Source organism: Fictibacillus sp. KU28468 (assembly GCF_026153615.1).
GTDB classification, from domain to species: Bacteria; Bacillota; Bacilli; order Bacillales; family Fictibacillaceae; genus Fictibacillus_C; species Fictibacillus_C marinisediminis.
On the sequence record NZ_CP110666.1, the window covers coordinates 2,027,740 to 2,044,953 of the forward strand.

General features: G+C 47.4%; 17 protein-coding genes and 1 pseudogene. All 18 read left to right on the top strand.

Going from position 1 to position 17,214, the window contains the following annotated elements; translation table 11 throughout:
* Nucleotide 1: 1 nt before the first annotated feature.
* Entirely contained in the window at nt 2-805 is an 804-nt protein-coding gene (gene dapB, locus OKX00_RS10570; protein WP_265410331.1) for a 4-hydroxy-tetrahydrodipicolinate reductase, read from the top strand.
* Between the two features lie 14 nt (nt 806-819).
* Nucleotides 820-1,236: a methylglyoxal synthase gene (mgsA, locus tag OKX00_RS10575; protein WP_053358075.1), complete on the top strand. Its 417-nt coding sequence runs from the start codon at nt 820-822 to the stop codon at nt 1,234-1,236.
* Nucleotides 1,233-1,925: a bacillithiol biosynthesis deacetylase BshB1 gene (bshB1, locus tag OKX00_RS10580; protein WP_265410332.1), complete on the top strand. Its 693-nt coding sequence runs from the start codon at nt 1,233-1,235 to the stop codon at nt 1,923-1,925. Before mgsA ends, bshB1 begins: the two co-directional genes overlap by 4 nt.
* Nucleotides 1,926-1,936: 11 nt before the next feature.
* A complete protein-coding gene (bshA, locus tag OKX00_RS10585; RefSeq protein ID WP_265410333.1) occupies nt 1,937-3,064 on the top strand; it encodes an N-acetyl-alpha-D-glucosaminyl L-malate synthase BshA in 1,128 nt (375 codons plus the stop codon).
* Nucleotides 3,065-3,070: 6 nt separating this feature from the next.
* Nucleotides 3,071-4,258, top strand: coding sequence for a CCA tRNA nucleotidyltransferase (locus OKX00_RS10590; protein WP_265410334.1), 1,188 nt, complete (start codon nt 3,071-3,073; stop codon nt 4,256-4,258).
* Nucleotides 4,243-5,230: pseudogene (locus tag OKX00_RS10595) on the top strand (biotin--[acetyl-CoA-carboxylase] ligase). Before OKX00_RS10590 ends, OKX00_RS10595 begins: the two are co-directional and overlap by 16 nt.
* Before the next feature lie 208 nt (nt 5,231-5,438).
* Nucleotides 5,439-6,272, top strand: coding sequence for a 3-methyl-2-oxobutanoate hydroxymethyltransferase (gene panB, locus OKX00_RS10600; protein WP_265410335.1), 834 nt, complete (start codon nt 5,439-5,441; stop codon nt 6,270-6,272).
* Nucleotide 6,273: 1 nt separating this feature from the next.
* Nucleotides 6,274-7,134, top strand: coding sequence for a pantoate--beta-alanine ligase (panC, locus tag OKX00_RS10605; RefSeq protein ID WP_265410336.1), 861 nt, complete (start codon nt 6,274-6,276; stop codon nt 7,132-7,134).
* 5 nt (nt 7,135-7,139) lie between these two features.
* Nucleotides 7,140-7,523: an aspartate 1-decarboxylase gene (gene panD, locus OKX00_RS10610; protein ID WP_062235427.1), complete on the top strand. Its 384-nt coding sequence runs from the start codon at nt 7,140-7,142 to the stop codon at nt 7,521-7,523.
* Between the two features lie 86 nt (nt 7,524-7,609).
* A complete protein-coding gene (gene dinG / locus OKX00_RS10615; RefSeq protein WP_265410337.1) occupies nt 7,610-10,420 on the top strand; it encodes an ATP-dependent DNA helicase DinG in 2,811 nt (936 codons plus the stop codon).
* 148 nt (nt 10,421-10,568) lie between these two features.
* On the top strand, nt 10,569-10,739 hold the full coding sequence (locus OKX00_RS10620; RefSeq protein WP_265410338.1) for a YpmA family protein: 171 nt from the start codon (nt 10,569-10,571) through the stop codon (nt 10,737-10,739).
* A gap of 12 nt (nt 10,740-10,751) precedes the next feature.
* Nucleotides 10,752-11,234, top strand: a complete 483-nt coding sequence (locus tag OKX00_RS10625; RefSeq protein ID WP_053358084.1) for a cell wall elongation regulator TseB-like domain-containing protein — start codon at nt 10,752-10,754, stop codon at nt 11,232-11,234.
* Nucleotides 11,235-11,252: 18 nt separating this feature from the next.
* A complete protein-coding gene (locus OKX00_RS10630) occupies nt 11,253-12,437 on the top strand; it encodes a pyridoxal phosphate-dependent aminotransferase (RefSeq protein WP_265410339.1) in 1,185 nt (394 codons plus the stop codon).
* Between the two features lie 77 nt (nt 12,438-12,514).
* The gene (gene asnS, locus OKX00_RS10635) at nt 12,515-13,807 is read left to right on the top strand and encodes an asparagine--tRNA ligase (protein WP_265410340.1); all 1,293 of its coding nucleotides are present in this window, start codon (nt 12,515-12,517) and stop codon (nt 13,805-13,807) included.
* A gap of 145 nt (nt 13,808-13,952) precedes the next feature.
* Nucleotides 13,953-14,672, top strand: coding sequence for a DnaD domain-containing protein (locus tag OKX00_RS10640; RefSeq protein ID WP_062237030.1), 720 nt, complete (start codon nt 13,953-13,955; stop codon nt 14,670-14,672).
* 57 nt (nt 14,673-14,729) lie between these two features.
* Nucleotides 14,730-15,407, top strand: a complete 678-nt coding sequence (nth, locus tag OKX00_RS10645; protein WP_062235439.1) for an endonuclease III — start codon at nt 14,730-14,732, stop codon at nt 15,405-15,407.
* Nucleotides 15,400-15,876 (top strand): YpoC family protein, encoded by a 477-nt coding sequence (locus tag OKX00_RS10650; protein ID WP_091004937.1) that lies wholly within the window; start codon nt 15,400-15,402, stop codon nt 15,874-15,876. Before nth ends, OKX00_RS10650 begins: the two co-directional genes overlap by 8 nt.
* A 63-nt stretch (nt 15,877-15,939) precedes the next feature.
* Nucleotides 15,940-17,208, top strand: a complete 1,269-nt coding sequence (locus tag OKX00_RS10655; RefSeq protein ID WP_265410341.1) for a glycosyl hydrolase family 18 protein — start codon at nt 15,940-15,942, stop codon at nt 17,206-17,208.
* The last annotated feature ends 6 nt before the right edge of the window (nt 17,209-17,214 follow it).

Below are 17,214 nucleotides of genomic sequence, written 5' to 3' on the forward strand. Positions count from 1 at the left end.
CATGAGCAAACAAATAACCATTGTCATTGCCGGGCCAAGAGGAAAAATGGGGCGTGAAGCCGTGAACTTGGTCAACGAAACTCCACATTTTACACTTTTAGCAGTGATTGATTCCAGACATGCAGGAATGAAGCTGAAAGATCTGGAGGGAATGCCATCCCTCGATATTCCGGTATACGATGACGCAACACTTTGCTTTTCAGAAATCAGGCCGGATGTTTTGATCGATCTTACGAAGCCTGAGATCGGGAAAGTCCATCTTGAACAGGCGCTCGAGCATAATGTCAGGCCTGTCATCGGAACGACAGGCTTCTCGGATGAGGATTTAGAGCGCCTGAAAAACCTCGCTCAAGAAAAAGAACTGGGAGCGATCATCGCCCCCAACTTTGCGGTTGGTGCCATCTTAATGATGAAGTTTGCCCAGATGGCTTCCAAGTATTTGCCTAATGTTGAGATTATCGAGAAGCACCACGACCAAAAACTCGATGCCCCATCCGGAACGGCTTTGAAGACGGCACAGCTGATCAGAGAGGTCAGAGAGCCAAAATCCCAAGGGCATCGTGATGAGAGAGAAGATCTTCCTGGAGCAAGGGGTGCTGAACTTGATGGAATACGGATTCACAGTGTCAGGCTGCCGGGGCTTGTTGCCCACCAGGAAGTCATTTTAGGCGGAGAGGGACAAACCTTAACGATTAAACATGATTCGATGAACCGTGCTTCGTTTATGCCTGGTGTTAAGATGGCGGTAGAAGCGGTTGTAAATGTGGATCATCTCGTGTATGGCTTGGAAAATATTATAGAGTAAAAGGTGGGCGAACGATGAGAATTGCTTTGGTTGCGCATGATAATAAAAAACAGGAAATGATTAACTTTTCCATGGCTTATGAACCGATTTTAAGAAAACACGAGCTGTTTGCCACGGGAACGACCGGACAAAAGATAATGGACGCAACCGGACTGGACATCCATCGGTTCCAATCAGGCCCGCTCGGCGGGGATCAGCAGATCGGTGCGCTGATCGCTCAGAATAAAATGGATCTGGTGCTCTTTTTTAGGGACCCATTAACTTCGCAGGCGCATGAACCGGACATCTCTGCACTCATCCGTCTCTGTGATGTATATCAGATTCCTGTCGCGACGAACGTGGCGAGCGGAGAACTTTTTATCCGGGCGATGGAGCGAGGCGATTTCAACTGGAGAAATATTATTAAAGAAAGAGAAGGAAATCAATCATGAACAAAGAAAGCTGGCTGGCTGTCGGCGCCCATTCCGACGACGTTGAGATCGGAATGTCAGGCACGATTGCGATACATACGGCCAATGGCGGCAAGGTTTCAATCTGTGACCTGACAAGAGCCGAACTGTCTTCCAATGGAACAGTGGAACTGCGCAAGGTAGAAGCAGGCCATGCGGCAGAAGTTATAGGTGTTTCCGAGCGTTTGAATCTTGAACTGCCTGACAGAGGCCTGTTGATGAAAGAAGAATACATACTGGCGATTGTTTCATTGATCAGGCGCAAGAAGCCTGATTGTCTTTTTATCCCGTACTGGGAGGACCGCCATCCCGATCATGGCAACTGCTCAAGGCTCTCAGAGGAAGCCGCTTTTTCAGCCGGGGTGAGGAATATTATTGATCCTGACAACCTGCCGCCACACAGGGTAAAGAAAATCTATTATTATTTTATCAATGGTTTTCATAAGCCTCAGCTCTTGGTCGATGTTTCAAGCGTCTATGAGAAGAAGAAAGCTGCGCTTCAATGCTATAAGAGCCAGTTCGTAAAGCAGGATGACAGCTTTGATACACCGCTTGTCAACGGCTATATCGAGTCGGTGAGCGCGAGGGAGAAGATGTTCGGGCATGAAGCGGGCGTAGACTATGCGGAAGGCTTTATGATGAAGAAACCCCTGTTATTAAAGAAATTATAAGGAGAACAGCTATGAAGCTTAAAATAGGAATCACTTGTTATCCTACTGTAGGTGGCTCGGGTGTTGTAGCGACTGAGCTAGGAAAACTGCTGGCAGAAAAGGGGCATGAGATCCATTTTATCACTTCGAGCCTGCCGTTTCGGCTCGGGAAAGTATACGCCAACATCTTTTATCATGAGGTTGAGGTGAACAACTATTCTGTTTTTAAATACCCGCCATATGATCTGGCATTGGCGAGCAAGATGGCGGAGGTCGCCAAACGTGAGAAACTTGATATCATCCACGCGCATTATGCCATTCCTCATGCGATCTGTGCTTTTCTTGCCAAGCAGATGGCCGGCGAACAACTAAAGATTGTGACGACACTGCATGGTACCGACATCACGGTGCTTGGATACGATCCTTCACTGAAGGAGATGATCAAGTTCGGCATCGAGAATTCAGATGCGGTGACCGCCGTTTCTAACAGTCTTAAGGATGATACCTATAAGCTGCTCGGCATAAAGAACGAGATTCAGCCGATCTACAATTTTGTCGATGAACGGGAATACTTTAAGCAGGAGGCTGCCCATCTTAAAAAGGGATACGGCATTAAACCGGAAGAAAAGGTGATCATCCATATCTCCAATTTCCGTTCGGTCAAACGGGTGCCGGATGTCATCAGGGCTTTCCATAAGATCGTGAGTAAGATTCCTGCCAAACTTCTCTTGATCGGAAATGGGCCGGAATTTACGGTAGCCTGCAAAATGGTGGAGGAATTGGATATCGAGGATCATGTCCTTTTTCTCGGCAAGCAGGAAAATGTGGCAGAACTATTTTCGATCAGTGATTTAAAGCTCCTCCTTTCTGAGAAAGAAAGCTTCGGACTTGTTCTTCTTGAAGCTATGGCGTGCGGGGTGCCCGTTGTCGGTACGAATATCGGCGGCATTCCAGAAGTGATTCTGGACGGAGAGACCGGCTATATCTGCGAGCTGGGAGACGTAGAAGGCATCGCAGCGGCCTCCCTTTCTATTCTGACGGATGAGAACAAACAGCAGACGTTCGCCTATCAAGCGATGCAGCACGTCAGGGATCATTTCCATTCTTCTAAGATTGTAGGAGATTATGAGGATTTATATTACAGTGTGCTAAAAGGATAGGATAATATGAGCGATCTTTTTGCAGGAGCACAGATCATCATGGACAGGCTGCTTCAAGCCGGCTACCAGGCGTATATGGTCGGTGGATGTGTGAGGGACTACCTTTTGAACCGGGACATCGGAGATATTGATATCGCCACCTCTGCACTACCAGAAGTGGTGTGTTCGCTTTTTGCAAAAACGATCCCTGTTGGCATGGAGCACGGGACCGTTATCGTGCGTGTACAGCAAATTTCATATGAGGTGACAACTTTCAGAAAAGAAGGCACTTACGTTGACCGCCGTCATCCTTCTTCTGTGGAGTATATTGATTCATTGTTCGAAGATCTTTCAAGACGAGATTTTACGATCAATGCCATGGCGATGGATGCGGCCGGAAATTTGCACGATCCGTTCGGCGGTCGTCAGCATTTAAAGGAAAAGAAAATCAAAACGGTCGGAGACGCTGAAAAGCGGTTTATGGAAGATCCTCTTCGTATCATGAGAGCTCTCCGCTTTTGGGCGGTCTTGGGTTTTACACTTGAAGAGGAAACAGAAAAAGCGTGTAAAAGACTTGCTGATGAATTAAAAGAGATTGCAGTGGAACGCCTCGCTGCTGAGTTTATAAAACTGTTAAGAGGTATAGAAGCATCTTCATGCCTCAGGTTTATGTTTGAAACAGGGGTGGTTTCCTCCCTTCCTGAGCTTAACCGTTTCAGGAGCTCTTCAGAACGATTGTATGCTTTGGATTGGGCCTGCTTGGAGAGTGATGAAGAAAGGTGGGCCGCGCTGCTGTTTCTCCTTGGAGAGGAAGATCCAGCCGTCTTCCTGAAAGCCTGGAAGCAGTCCAATGCTTTGATCCGTTCGGTACTGCAGCTCATCCGTTATCTGGACAAGGAGGAACTGCGGCCGCACGATCTTTATGAATTGGGAGAATTGCAGGCAGTGTCCTGTCAGAGGGTGAGAAATGCACTGAAGGGCCGGATTGTGGATGAGGATCTTGATTCTGTTCAGCAGCGCTTTCAAAAACTGCCGATTCATCAGCGGAAAGAGCTTGCTGTAAACGGGAAGGACATCGTAAGTCTTGATGAATCAGAGAAAGGCCCCTGGATACAGGAGATGCTGCAAAGGATCGAACACGGGGTTGTTGAAGGAAAAGTTCTAAATGAAAAAAGGGCCATCATGGAGTGGGTGAGGAGTTGGAAGGGAAAATGAGACAGCATTTGCTTCAGATGCTTATTGAGAATGGAGATACGTTTGTTTCCGGACAGCAGATCAGTGATGAGCTGAATTGCTCCCGTACGGCGATCTGGAAGCATATCACAGAGCTGAGGAAAGAAGGATACGTGATTGAAGCCGTACAGCGGAAAGGCTATCGTATCGTGTCTTCTCCCGACCGCGTGACTGAGCATGAGATCAGCGCCCGTCTGAAATCAGATGTATTAGGCAAGAACATCGTGTATGAAGAATCGGTGAAAAGCACACAGGAAATCGCACAAAAGCTTTCTTATGAACAAAAGCCGGAGGGTACACTTGTAGTTGCTGACGAACAGACAGGCGGCAGGGGCAGACTCGGAAGGCCTTGGCAGTCTCCAAAGGGAACCGGAATCTGGATGAGCCTTATCCTGCGGCCGGAAATCGCCCTTCAAAAAACGCCGCAGCTCACACTTCTCGCTGCTGTCAGTGTCACGAAAGCAATCTACAAAGTGACGGGGCTGCATGCAGAGATTAAATGGCCGAACGATATTTTGATCAACGGCAAAAAAAACAGTCGGCATTCTGACAGAGCTTCAGGCGGAATCTGATCGCGTGCACGCTGTGATCATCGGGATTGGCTTGAACGTGAATGTAACAGGCGAGGATTTTAATGAAGATGTCAGGAAGATCGCAACATCGCTGAAGATCGAATCAGGAAAAGAGACGAAAAGAGCCGATTTGATCGCAGCCATTCTTGAAGAGATGGAAGTTCTATATCGTGAATATTTAAACAATGGCTTTGGGCTGATCAAACTGTTGTGGGAAGGATATGCCTACAGCATCGGAAGGCGGATCAAAGTGAGGACAGCGAGCCAGCAGCTTGAGGGCGTGGCCAAAGGAATTACTGATGAAGGCATCCTGCTCCTTGAAGATGATAACGGAAAGGTGCATTCGATCTATTCAGCGGATATTGAGATACCCGGAACATAAATAATATGGTACATTATAAAGTGTAGAAAAGGCGGTATCCCGCAGTGCGGGAACTGCACTTTCTTTGAACGTATGACAGATAGCTTTACATCTGCCTAGATCCATCAAGGACCGGGACAGAGGGATTGGAAATGTTAGAGATGCAATGGACCCCTCTGCTTAATTGAGGGGTTTTTCCTCTGTTCCTCCCAAAAAAGGAGGAAGAAGGATGAAGACCACGCAAAGTTTTTTGGCTATGAAGCACCAGAAAGAAAAGATCACCATGATTACTGCTTACGACTTTCCATCAGCCCAGCTGGCCCAACGAGCGGAAGTGGATATGATTCTCGTCGGCGATTCGCTCGGAATGGTTGTCCTTGGGTACGATTCGACAGTACCGGTAACCGTAGAGGATATGATCCATCATGCCCGCGCTGTAAAACGAGGGGCACCGAACACGTTTATCGTGACTGATATGCCCTTTATGAGCTACCATGCCGGCAGAACGGAGACGGTGAAGAACGCGATGAGGATCATGCAGGAAACAGGCTCACACGCTCTCAAGCTTGAGGGTGGAAAGAATGTGATCGAAACGATCGGATATTTGGTGGATGCGGGCGTTCCTATCGTAGGCCACCTCGGGCTTACACCTCAGACAGCTGGCGTGCTCGGCGGTTATAAAGTACAGGGAAGAGAATCGAAAAAGGCAAAACAGCTGCTCCAGGATGCCCTTGCGATCGAAGAGGCGGGAGCCTTCGCTCTTGTGCTTGAATGTGTACCGAAGCAGCTGACACAGCTCGTTGCGGAGTCCGTGAAAATTCCTGTTATCGGCATTGGTGCCGGGAATTCTGCCGACGGCCAGGTGCTTGTGTATCATGATCTGGTCGGCTATGGCTTTCATCATGTTCCTAAATTTGTGAAGATGTTCGCCCATTCGGCGGAGGATATGCAAAAGGGGATCGCAGACTTTATTGCTGAAGTAAAAGAAGGAACGTTTCCTGCTGAAGAGCATTCATTTACGATGAAGCCGGAAGAAGCAGAAGCGCTGTACGGAGGGAAATAAAGTGAAAATCATCACAAGTATCAGCGAAATGAAGGCGTTCAGTGCCGAAGCAAAGACCGGGGGTAGGACAATCGGGTTCGTACCGACGATGGGCTATCTCCACGAGGGGCACGCCTCACTTTTGGAACGCGCGGGAAAAGAGAATGCTCTTACCGTACTGAGTATTTTTGTCAATCCGCTCCAGTTTGGCCCAAACGAAGATTTTGACCGTTATCCGAGGGATTTTGAACGAGACGAACGGGTGGCCCTGAACTATGGTGTGGACGCTTTGTTTTATCCGGAGGTACAGGAGATGTATCCTTCCGAGCCTTCAGTCACCATGAGGGTAAACAAGAGGGTGGATGCTCTTTGCGGAAGAACGAGGGAAGGCCATTTTGACGGCGTGGCCACCGTTTTGACCAAGCTGTTTCATATCATCTCACCTGACAGGGTTTATTTCGGGATGAAGGATGCACAGCAAGTGGCAGTCGTGGAAGGGTTGATCTCAGACTTGAACTTTCCGGTCGGACTCGTCCCTTGTCCGACCGTCCGAGAAGAAGACGGGCTCGCAAAAAGTTCGAGGAATGTTTATCTTTCACCTCAGGAAAGGCAGGAGGCGCCTGTCTTATACCGGTCGCTCCAGGAGGCATCAGATCTTCTCTTGGAAGGGGAAAATGTTATACACATCAAGGAAAAAATGATAGAGTATTTAGAGGAGCATACAAGCGGAAAAGTGGACTATTTTGAGATATTGTCCTATCCGGAACTTGAAGAAGCTTCAGCAGCAGACCAGAAAAAGATCATCGCGCTCGCCGTCCAGTTTAAGAATGCGAGACTGATTGATAATATAACCATTATTCCTGATGGAAGGAACCATAGGTGATTCATATGTTCAGAACAATGATGAAAGGCAAAATACACCGCGCCCGCGTAACAGAATCTAACTTAAATTACGTGGGAAGCATAACGATAGATGAGGATATCCTGGATGCGGTTGATATGGTGCCCAACGAGAAGGTGCAGATCGTCAACAACAACAACGGAGCCAGATTTGAGACGTATATCATCCCGGGGCCCCGCGGCACAGGTGTGATGTGCCTGAACGGTGCTGCTGCCCGGCTCGTTCAGGAAGGAGACGTTATCATCGTGATCTCCTACGCCATGATGGCAGAAGAGGAAGTTCCGTTCCACCAGCCGAGAGTGGCGATCATGGATGAAAATAACTCAATTACTGAAATACTAGGTTATGAACCGGCTTCAACGATTCTTTAACCCCTTGCTAAAGGGGTTTTTCTATTTACATAAAGGACTTGGATTCATTTATTGAATACCGAGCCGCTTGACCCGAGGTGAAAAGGATGAACAACCGTTATGTTGTCATAGATGTAGAAACTACAGGAAACGCTCCTGCCCGCGGAGACCGTGTCATTCAGATCGGTGCCGTTGTTGTTGAAAATAACATAATTGTTGACAGGTTTTCTTCCTTTGTTAACCCGGAGATACCCATTCCGCCGTTTATTGAACAGCTGACCGGCATCAACGATGAAATGGTCGCGGATGCTCCACTGTTTGAAGAGGTGGCTCCCGTTATTCTGCAGATGCTTGAAGGGTCCTACTTTGTTGCCCACAACGTCCTATTTGATCTGAACTTTCTGCAGGAAGAGTTTGAAAACAGCGGATATCAGCGATTTACCGGCCCCCTTCTGGATACGGTTGAACTTTCGCGGATTCTGCTCCTGCAGGCTGATGGATATCAGCTCGGCCAGCTGGCAGATTATCTTGGCATTGTTCATGAGAATCCCCATCAAGCGGACAGCGATGCTGAAGTGACGGCTTACCTGCTGATCGAACTGCTGCATAAACTGTCCAGGCTTCCTCTACTCACACTGCAGCGGATGGATCCGTTTCTTATAAAGATGCAGAGCAGCCTGGAGGAGATCGTAGGGGATCTGATCATCCTGAAATCTTCCAAGATAGAAGATGATCATGGAATGGACTATTTCAGGCAGTTAGTATTGAAGTCTTTTTCTCCAATCGAGAAAGAGGAGAATGCGCTGCAGATCAAGATGGATCCGTCTGCACTATTGGAAGATCTGTCACAGGAAATGGAACATTATGAAGTACGTGAGAGCCAGCAGAAGATGATGGAAATGGTGTACGATGCGATGGAGGATCATCAGCATGCGATGATTGAGGCTGGAACAGGAGTAGGAAAGTCAATGGGCTATCTGATCCCTTCGATCCTTTATGGAAAACGGGAAGACCGGCCGATCGTAGTGAGCACACATACGATCCAGCTTCAGCAGCAGCTGTTGGAACGGGACATTCCCATTTTGAAAAATATCCTGCCTTTTCCATTCCATGCTACGGTCCTAAAAGGACGCAACAATTATCTTTGTTTACGAAAGTTTGAACAGTCGCTGGATGATCATTCAGAAGATAATTATGATACGAACCTTACGAAAGCACAATTGCTCGTTTGGCTGACGGAGACAGATCAAGGAGATGTTGAAGAACTGAACCTCGCATCAGGAGGCAAACTTTTTTGGCATCAGGTGAAAAGCGATTCTGCCTCGTGCCTGAACCACCGCTGCCCCTGGTACTCCAGGTGTTTCTATCATAGAAAAAGAAGAGCCGCACTGGCATCCGATCTTGTGATCACCAATCATGCGCTGCTCTTCAGCGATGTTAAATCCGATGCGCAGCTCTTGCCCTCCTACAAAGAAGTCATCATTGATGAGGCTCATCATGTAGAAGAAGTGGTCAGCGACCATTTCGGCATTCAGACCGATTACTTCGTATTTACGAGACTGCTTGAACGTATTGGACACGACGATGACAGCGGACTGGTGAAAAAGCTTTATCAGCTGATAGAGACTGTTGAACTGCCAGGGCTTGAGCCCGTGCTGGAACAGATCGCGAAGGAGCTGCCTGAAGCAAAGATGGAGATAGACGAGTTGTTCCGCTCCATCCGGTCTTACGTGCTGGAAGCCAAGAAGAGCAGCATGAATGACTTTGGCCGTGTGAGCTACCGTTACGGCGGACGGGACACAAAGAGCGCAATGTGGCAGGCGATCCTTGAGATGGTCGAGCGTGTGCTCTTCGGGTTGGGTGACCTTGGGAAATCGCTAAAAAAAGTGAACAAGCTTGCAGATGAAAAGGAAGAACATCTGAACTTTGCGCAAAAAGGTCTGCTGGCTGATTTCGACGGATTGAGAAGCCAGCTTGAGGAAGAGAAAGAAAAGCTTCGCCATCTGCTAAAAGAAGTCAATGATAACGAGGTTTTCTGGTTTGAGGTCGAAGCGAAGGGCGCAAAGAACGCGGTCTATCTATACAGCAAACCCATTGTGATCAGTGAGCTGCTGGCCGATGAATTCTTCGCCAAGAAAAATAGTGTCATCATGACTTCAGCTACTTTGTCTGTTAGGAATTCGTTTCATTATATGACGACAAGACTCGGACTTGATGATTTCGGGCCGATGACTGCGAATCTTCCTTCTCCTTTTTCTTATGACCAGCAGGTGAAATTTATGGTGCCGACAGATGTCCCTCTGATCAATGAAGTGGATCAGGAGACATTCGTCGCTGTGATCGCCCGCCAGCTTCACAATATCGCAAAAGTCACAAAAGGACGGATGCTCGTTTTGTTTACGTCCAACGATATGCTCCGGGAAACGTACAACGTCTTTAAAGGAATCATCGCGCAAGATGACTTTGTTCTGTTCGGACAGGGAATTGACAGCGGCAGCCGTGCACGCCTTACAAAGAACTTTAAGAAGTTCGAACAGTCCATCCTTTTCGGCACGAGCAGTTTTTGGGAGGGGATCGATATCCCGGGAGATGATCTTTCCTGCCTCGTAATCATTCGGCTTCCTTTTACTCCACCGGATAATCCGGTAACCGCGGCGAGAGCGGAGAAACTGAAAAGCGAGGGCGGCAATCCCTTTATGGAGCTTTCTCTTCCTCAGGCGATCATCCGCTTTAAACAAGGATTTGGCCGGCTTGTCCGTACACAGCGGGATACCGGTGTCGTGTTTGTTTTTGACAGGAGGATCACAGAAACGCGCTACGGCAAGTTGTTTATTACGTCTCTCCCTCCAGTTCCAGTGCAAAAAGGATTGATGCACGATCTTTTGATCGATCTTGAAGGCTGGCTGAACGAATCATGAAAAATGATAGCAGAAGCCTGTCCCAAATTGGCTGAAGTTTGATATAGTAGGAAACGAGACGAATAAAGCGGGAACGGCAGCACAGCACCGATTTCCTGGTGAGTCCCGTTTTCGCCTGTAATTACGGCAGCTGTAAGGAGGTAGTACTTTGGAAAGCAAGATTGAAGTTCTTTCCACGGTAAAAGTAAAAAAATCGCCGGACTTGTATAAAGTTGTAACTGAGCTGAACAAAACGCTGAAAACAAAAGATGTGATGTTTGGCCTGGCACTTGATGACCACGACGAAAATATAATGATATTTACCATCTATAAGACATAGAGGCGGCCAAAAATGAAAAAATGGTGGGTTATTTTGGGGATTGCCTGTGCAGGTGTCATTCTTTGGCAGGGAATCTCAATGTATCGGCAAATCCTGTCGGGCCAGGAAGCTGGCCAAAGCAAAGCGGAGGAAATCGCCAAGGACCAGTATGGATTGTCCCGCATCGACAGTGTGGAATATTATCACGGAAACCAGGCGTATGAGACAGTACAAGGGACATCCGCAAAGAACGGAAAAGTCTATGTTCTCGTTGGTCCAAAGAATAAAACAAAGCTTGTTAAACAAAGCGACGGACTGACCAAGAATCAGATGAAGGCCTTTGTCGACAGGAATTTGAACCCGAAAAAATGGGTCAATCTCCGTCTTGGCATGGAGCATGATCAAGTGCTGTGGGAAGCTGTCTATCTGGATGAAAAAGGAAGATATACGTTTTATTACGGCTATTTTGAGAACGGTGAACGATATAAAAAATATAGTATGAAACAAGAAATCTAAAAGCGAGGGATGAAAGAAATGGAACTGGCAAACCGAGTTAAAGCACTGACACCATCAACTACATTGGCAATAACAGCAAAGGCTAACGCACTGAAGGCTGAAGGGCACAATGTGATCGGTCTTGGAGCAGGAGAACCCGATTTCAACACTCCGGACCATATCATCGAAGCCGCTTACCGCGCGATGAAGGAAGGCCATACAAAATATACGGCTTCCGGCGGCCTGCTTTCATTGAAACATGCTATTTCGCAAAAGTTTAAAGAAGATCAGAACCTGGACTATTCACCGCCTGAAATTGTTGTAGGCACAGGGGCAAAGCAATCATTGTATACGCTTTTTCAGGTCCTGCTTAATGACCGCGATGAGGTGATCATTCCTACTCCATATTGGGTCAGCTATCCTGAACAAGTGAAACTTGCCGGAGGTGTTCCGGTCTATATAGAAGGCAAAGAAGAGAACGCCTTTAAGATCACTCCTTCACAGCTCGAACAGGCAGTGAACAATAAAACAAAGGCGATCATCATCAACTCTCCAAGCAACCCAACCGGATCTCTTTATTCAGAAGACGAACTGAAGCAGCTGGGAGAGGTTTGCTTGAAGCATAACATACTGATCGTTTCTGATGAGATCTATGAAAAACTGATCTATGGCGGGGCATCGCATACCTCCATTGCCCAGCTCTCACCTGAACTGAAGGGACAGACCATCATCATTAATGGCGTCTCCAAGTCTCATTCCATGACAGGCTGGAGGATTGGCTATGCAGCTGGAAACAGTGCGATCATTAAAGCGATGACGAACCTGGACAGCCACAGCACATCCAATCCGACGACCATCTCCCAATATGCGGCGATTGCAGCATATGAAGGAACCCAGGAGCCGGTTGAAGAGATGAGAAAAGCTTTTGAATCCAGGCTGGATACCGTCTATGAAAAATTGATCCGGATTCCCGGTTTTACCTGCGTTAAACCAAAGGGTGCCTTTTACTTGTTTCCTAATGTAAAAGAAGCGATCAAGCTGACCGGCTTTGAAACTGTAGACGAATGGGTGTCTGCCTTGCTTGAGGAAGAAAAGGTTGCTCTCGTGCCCGGATCAGGATTCGGCTCACCGGATAACGTCAGGCTTTCCTATGCCACTTCTCAAGAGAAATTTGAAGAGGCACTGGAGCGCATTGAACGTTTCATGAAGAAAAACAGCAAATAATCTATACAGGCTTATTTGATTTTTGTAAGTGATTAGACGATAATCACTTATACATAGAATATTTTGGAGGGTGTCACGTGAAAACTACTATATCCCAATTAAAAAGCCATATCGATCAAACCGTTACCATAGGTGCTTGGCTGAGCAATAAGCGTTCCAGCGGTAAGATTGCGTTCTTGCAGCTGCGCGACGGGACAGGCTTTATCCAGGGAGTCGTCGTTAAAGCTGAAGTCGCTGAAGATATCTGGATGACTGCAAAGAGCCTTACTCAGGAAACAAGCCTTTATGTAACTGGAAAAGTTCAGCAGGACGACCGTTCCCAGACGGGTGTTGAGCTGGTGGTTACAGATGTGAAAGTGATCCATGAAGCGGTCGATTATCCGATCACACCGAAAGAACATGGAACAGAGTTCTTGATGGACCATCGACACCTATGGCTTCGTTCCAAACGCCAGCACGCGATTATGAAAGTAAGAAACGAAATCATCCATTCCATGTATGAATTCTTCCATAAGAATGAGTTCATCAAAGTGGATCCGCCGATTCTTACTGGAAGCTCGGCAGAAGGAACGACCACACTGTTTCATACAAAATATTTTGATGAGGATGCCTACCTTTCTCAGAGCGGGCAGCTCTATATGGAAGCTGCAGCAATGGCACTCGGGAAGGTATTCTCCTTTGGCCCGACGTTCCGTGCTGAAAAATCAAAAACTCGCCGCCACCTGATCGAATTCTGGATGATCGAACCTGAGATGGCGTTTGTTGAGCATGAAGAATCTCTCGAGATTCAAGAGCAGTTTGTCAGCCATGTGGTTCAATCAGTCCTTGAGCGCTGCAAGCTTGAACTGACAATACTTGGCCGCGATCTTTCCAAACTTGAAAACGTGAAAGCTCCATTCCCTCGCATATCCTACGATGATGCGATTACACTGCTTAAAGACAAGGGGTTCAATGACATTGATTGGGGAGACGATTTTGGTGCCCCTCATGAGACAGCCATCGCTGAGAGCTTTGACAAGCCTGTCTTTATCACGAACTATCCAAAAGAGATTAAAGCATTCTACATGAAGCCCCATCCAGAACGTGATGACGTTGTTCTCTGTGCGGATCTGATCGCTCCGGAAGGATACGGAGAGATCATCGGCGGAAGCCAGCGTATCGATGACCTGGAGCTCATGAAAGCTCGCTATGAAGAACACGGACTGACAGACGATGCCTACAGATGGTATCTCGAGCTGCGCCAGTACGGCAGCGTTCCGCATTCAGGTTTTGGCCTGGGGCTTGAGCGTACGGTTGCTTGGATCACAGGTGCAGAACACGTACGTGAGACCATCCCATTCCCAAGACTGTTAAACCGTTTATATCCATGATGATGGAAAACCTCCTTTTTCGGAGGTTTTTCACCGTTAAGCCATCTAAGTGATGCCCATTTGCTTCATTTCGTCTATCACGATTTCATCATGATTGCAGGAAGCTGGGTTGATCGTGGTATACTGATGAAGGAGGGGTGTTATGATGGAAAAGGCTTTGTTTCTTAAATGGCTGTCTGAAGGCACGGTTTCTATACCCCATGTATTGTTTAAACATTACCGGGCCATCGGGCTGCAGGATGAAGAATGCATGCTGATTCTTCATGTCCACACATTTATAGAATCCGGAAACCCGTTTCCGACACCGGAAGAACTGTCTGGACGGATGAGCATCTCAGCTGCAAGATGCATGGCGCTGCTCAGAAGTTTTATCCAGCAGGGGCTTCTGGAGATCGACCATTTCGAAGACGGTGAAAAAGGCATGTACTATGAAGCCTATTCTTTGAACCCGCTTTGGGAAAAGCTGCTCTCCTTGCTTTCAAGCCAAGAAGCGGAGCAGGATCAGCAGGAAAAAGAAAAAGATGAAGAAAACGTCTACTCCATCTTTGAACGTGAATTCGGAAGGCCGCTATCGCCGATGGAATGCGAAACGTTAAAAATATGGATCGACCAGGACAGGCACTCGCCTGCTTTGATCATTTCAGCGCTAAAAGAAGCGGTGATCAGCGGAAAGCTGAACTTCCGGTATATCGATCGCATTCTGTTCGAATGGAAGAAAAATAATATACAGACACCCGAACAGGCCAGAACGTACGGGGAGAAGTTCAGAGCGCGGCAAACCCGCGGAACATCGCGGGCGGCAGAGCAATCTGAGAGCCACAATCAGTTCTCGGTTCCTGTTTATAACTGGCTTGAGCAATCGTAGACGAGTGACCCTCGTCTATTTTTCTATGTCTGCTCTACAAGAATTCTGGAGGTTACGATGCTTAATAAATCACAGATCGCCTATTGCCTAGACACGATCGGCAAGATGTTCCCGGATGCACATTGCGAGCTGAACCACAGCAATCCATTTGAACTGACCATCGCCGTACTCCTGTCTGCACAATGTACCGATGCCCTGGTGAACAAAGTTACACCGGGCCTGTTCGCAAAATATAAAACACCCGCAGATTACCTGCAGGTTCCTTTGGAAGAACTGCAGGATGATATTCGCTCCATCGGACTTTACCGCAATAAAGCTAAAAATATTCAAAAGCTGTGCGAGCTTCTTCTGGACGAATACGGCGGAAGAGTGCCGGAAGAAAGGGATGAACTCACGAAGCTTCCAGGCGTTGGGCGAAAGACAGCGAACGTCGTAGTATCAGTCGCATTCGGTTTGCCGGCCATAGCTGTCGATACCCATGTTGAGCGGGTCAGCAAGCGGCTTGCCATCTGTAAATGGAAGGATTCCGTCCTGCAGGTGGAAGAGACGCTGATGAAAAAAGTTCCAAAAGAAGACTGGTGTGTCACCCATCACAGGCTGATCTTTTTTGGACGGTATCATTGCAAAGCGCAAAACCCGAAGTGCCCCGAATGTCCACTCCTGGAACTATGCCGCGAAGGCCAAAAACGTATGAAAGTAAAGTTAAAGAAAGACTCGCCGCGCTCCAATGCTTAACATTCCTGAATCCATGAGACATCCCCTTTTTTTCGGCAATGAAGAGCAGCTGGAAGAAAGGGATGCTTACGTCCCTTTTCTGGAAGAACTCCTCTTTTATAACGGTATGGGGCCTTCTCCGCATACTCAACAAAAACAAGGAATAGAAGCAAAGTTTGTTAATTGGAAAGCGGCAAGCTCAGTTATCCGATCCTTCTTTTCCGAGAGAAACAGAAAAGAAGCGAGGAATCCGATGATTTTCCAGCTGGGCTGTTTTCTGCAGGCTTTGATGTGGTGCAACGGCCAGCCTGCCGGCAACCTGTTAGGATGGAAAGAAGAGATTCAACCTTTGGATATCAAGCCAGTGAATGTCATAGAACGCCTCGAGATGATCTGTTCAGAGCCGGATCATTATCATTCTTATATCCAGCTGAACGAGCTGTTTCAGGAGCTTCAGAAAAAGGCGGCTGCCATCAAACACAATGGCTGACCGGAATATGGACAAATTCTCCCTACATAGACTAATTCATGAGAACGTGTAGGAGGGGGAGCTATGCAGATTTATGTGGTTCAAAAGGGAGACTCGCTTTATAAAATCTCTCAGTTTTATAACCTGCCCTGGCAAGAGATCGCTTCCGTAAATGCTCTTGGTGCTCAGGATGTCCTGACTGTCGGGCAGACGCTGCTCATACCCGCGCCATTCATTTATAAAGCTAAAAAAGGGGATACGTTTGAAACGGTAGCCTCTAAGCTTGGAGTCACAGTATTTGAGCTGAAGCAGGCCAACCCCGAGGCTGATGACAAGCCATTGAAGGAAGGACAGACGCTGAATGTCCCGCAAAAGAGGAAGAGGACGCTGACGATAAATGCATTTGCAGAACCATCTGAAAAATCAAGGGAAAATTTTAAAAAAGCAGCAAAAGCACTAAGCTATATAACGCTGTTCAGCTATGAAGTGAACGAAAAGGGTGATTTAAAGCCGCTTGACGACAGCTCTTTTTTGCGTGAGATAAAAAATGAGAACGTCAGGCCGCTTATCTCGATCACGACGATCAAAGACGGCGCGTTTAGCCAGGAACTAGCGACGACTATTCTGAAAAGTCCTGAGATCAGCAATAAAGTCATTGAGAACACTGTAAAGATCATGAAAGAAAAAGGGTACACAGGGGTAAACGTAGACTTTGAATATATTGGGCGGCAAAACAAAGAACGGTATAACCGGTTTCTGCGGAATATTACCGACCGAATGCACAAAGAGGGCTATGTTGCCACATCGGCGCTCGCTCCGAAGATTAAAGAAAAACAAAAAGGCGTCTGGTATGAAGGACACGATTATAAAGCACATGGACAGACTGTTGATTATGTGATCCTGATGACCTATGAATGGGGATACAGCGGAGGCCCTCCGCTCCCGGTCAGCCCGATCAACGAAGTAAAAAAGGTGCTGGATTATGCTGTAACAGCGATACCAAGAAGCAAGATTTTGATGGGGATCAACCTGTACGGCTACGATTGGACACTTCCCTACGTCCAAGGCGGGCCGCAAGCTAAAGCCCTCAGCCCGGTTCAGGCGCTGCAGCTCGCAGGAAAAAGGAAAACCGCTGTTCGATACGCAGAAGACGTTCAGGCTCCATATTATGAATACTGGGATAAAGAGAAGAAACAGCATAAGGTTTGGTTTGAAGATTACCGCAGCATGAAAGCAAAGTTTGATCTGATTGATGAATATCGGCTGGGAGGAGCAAGTTTCTGGAACCTTGCTTTTGATTATCCGGGATTATGGAACTACCTTCAGGACGGCTATACGATCCGGTTTCAATAATAAAAC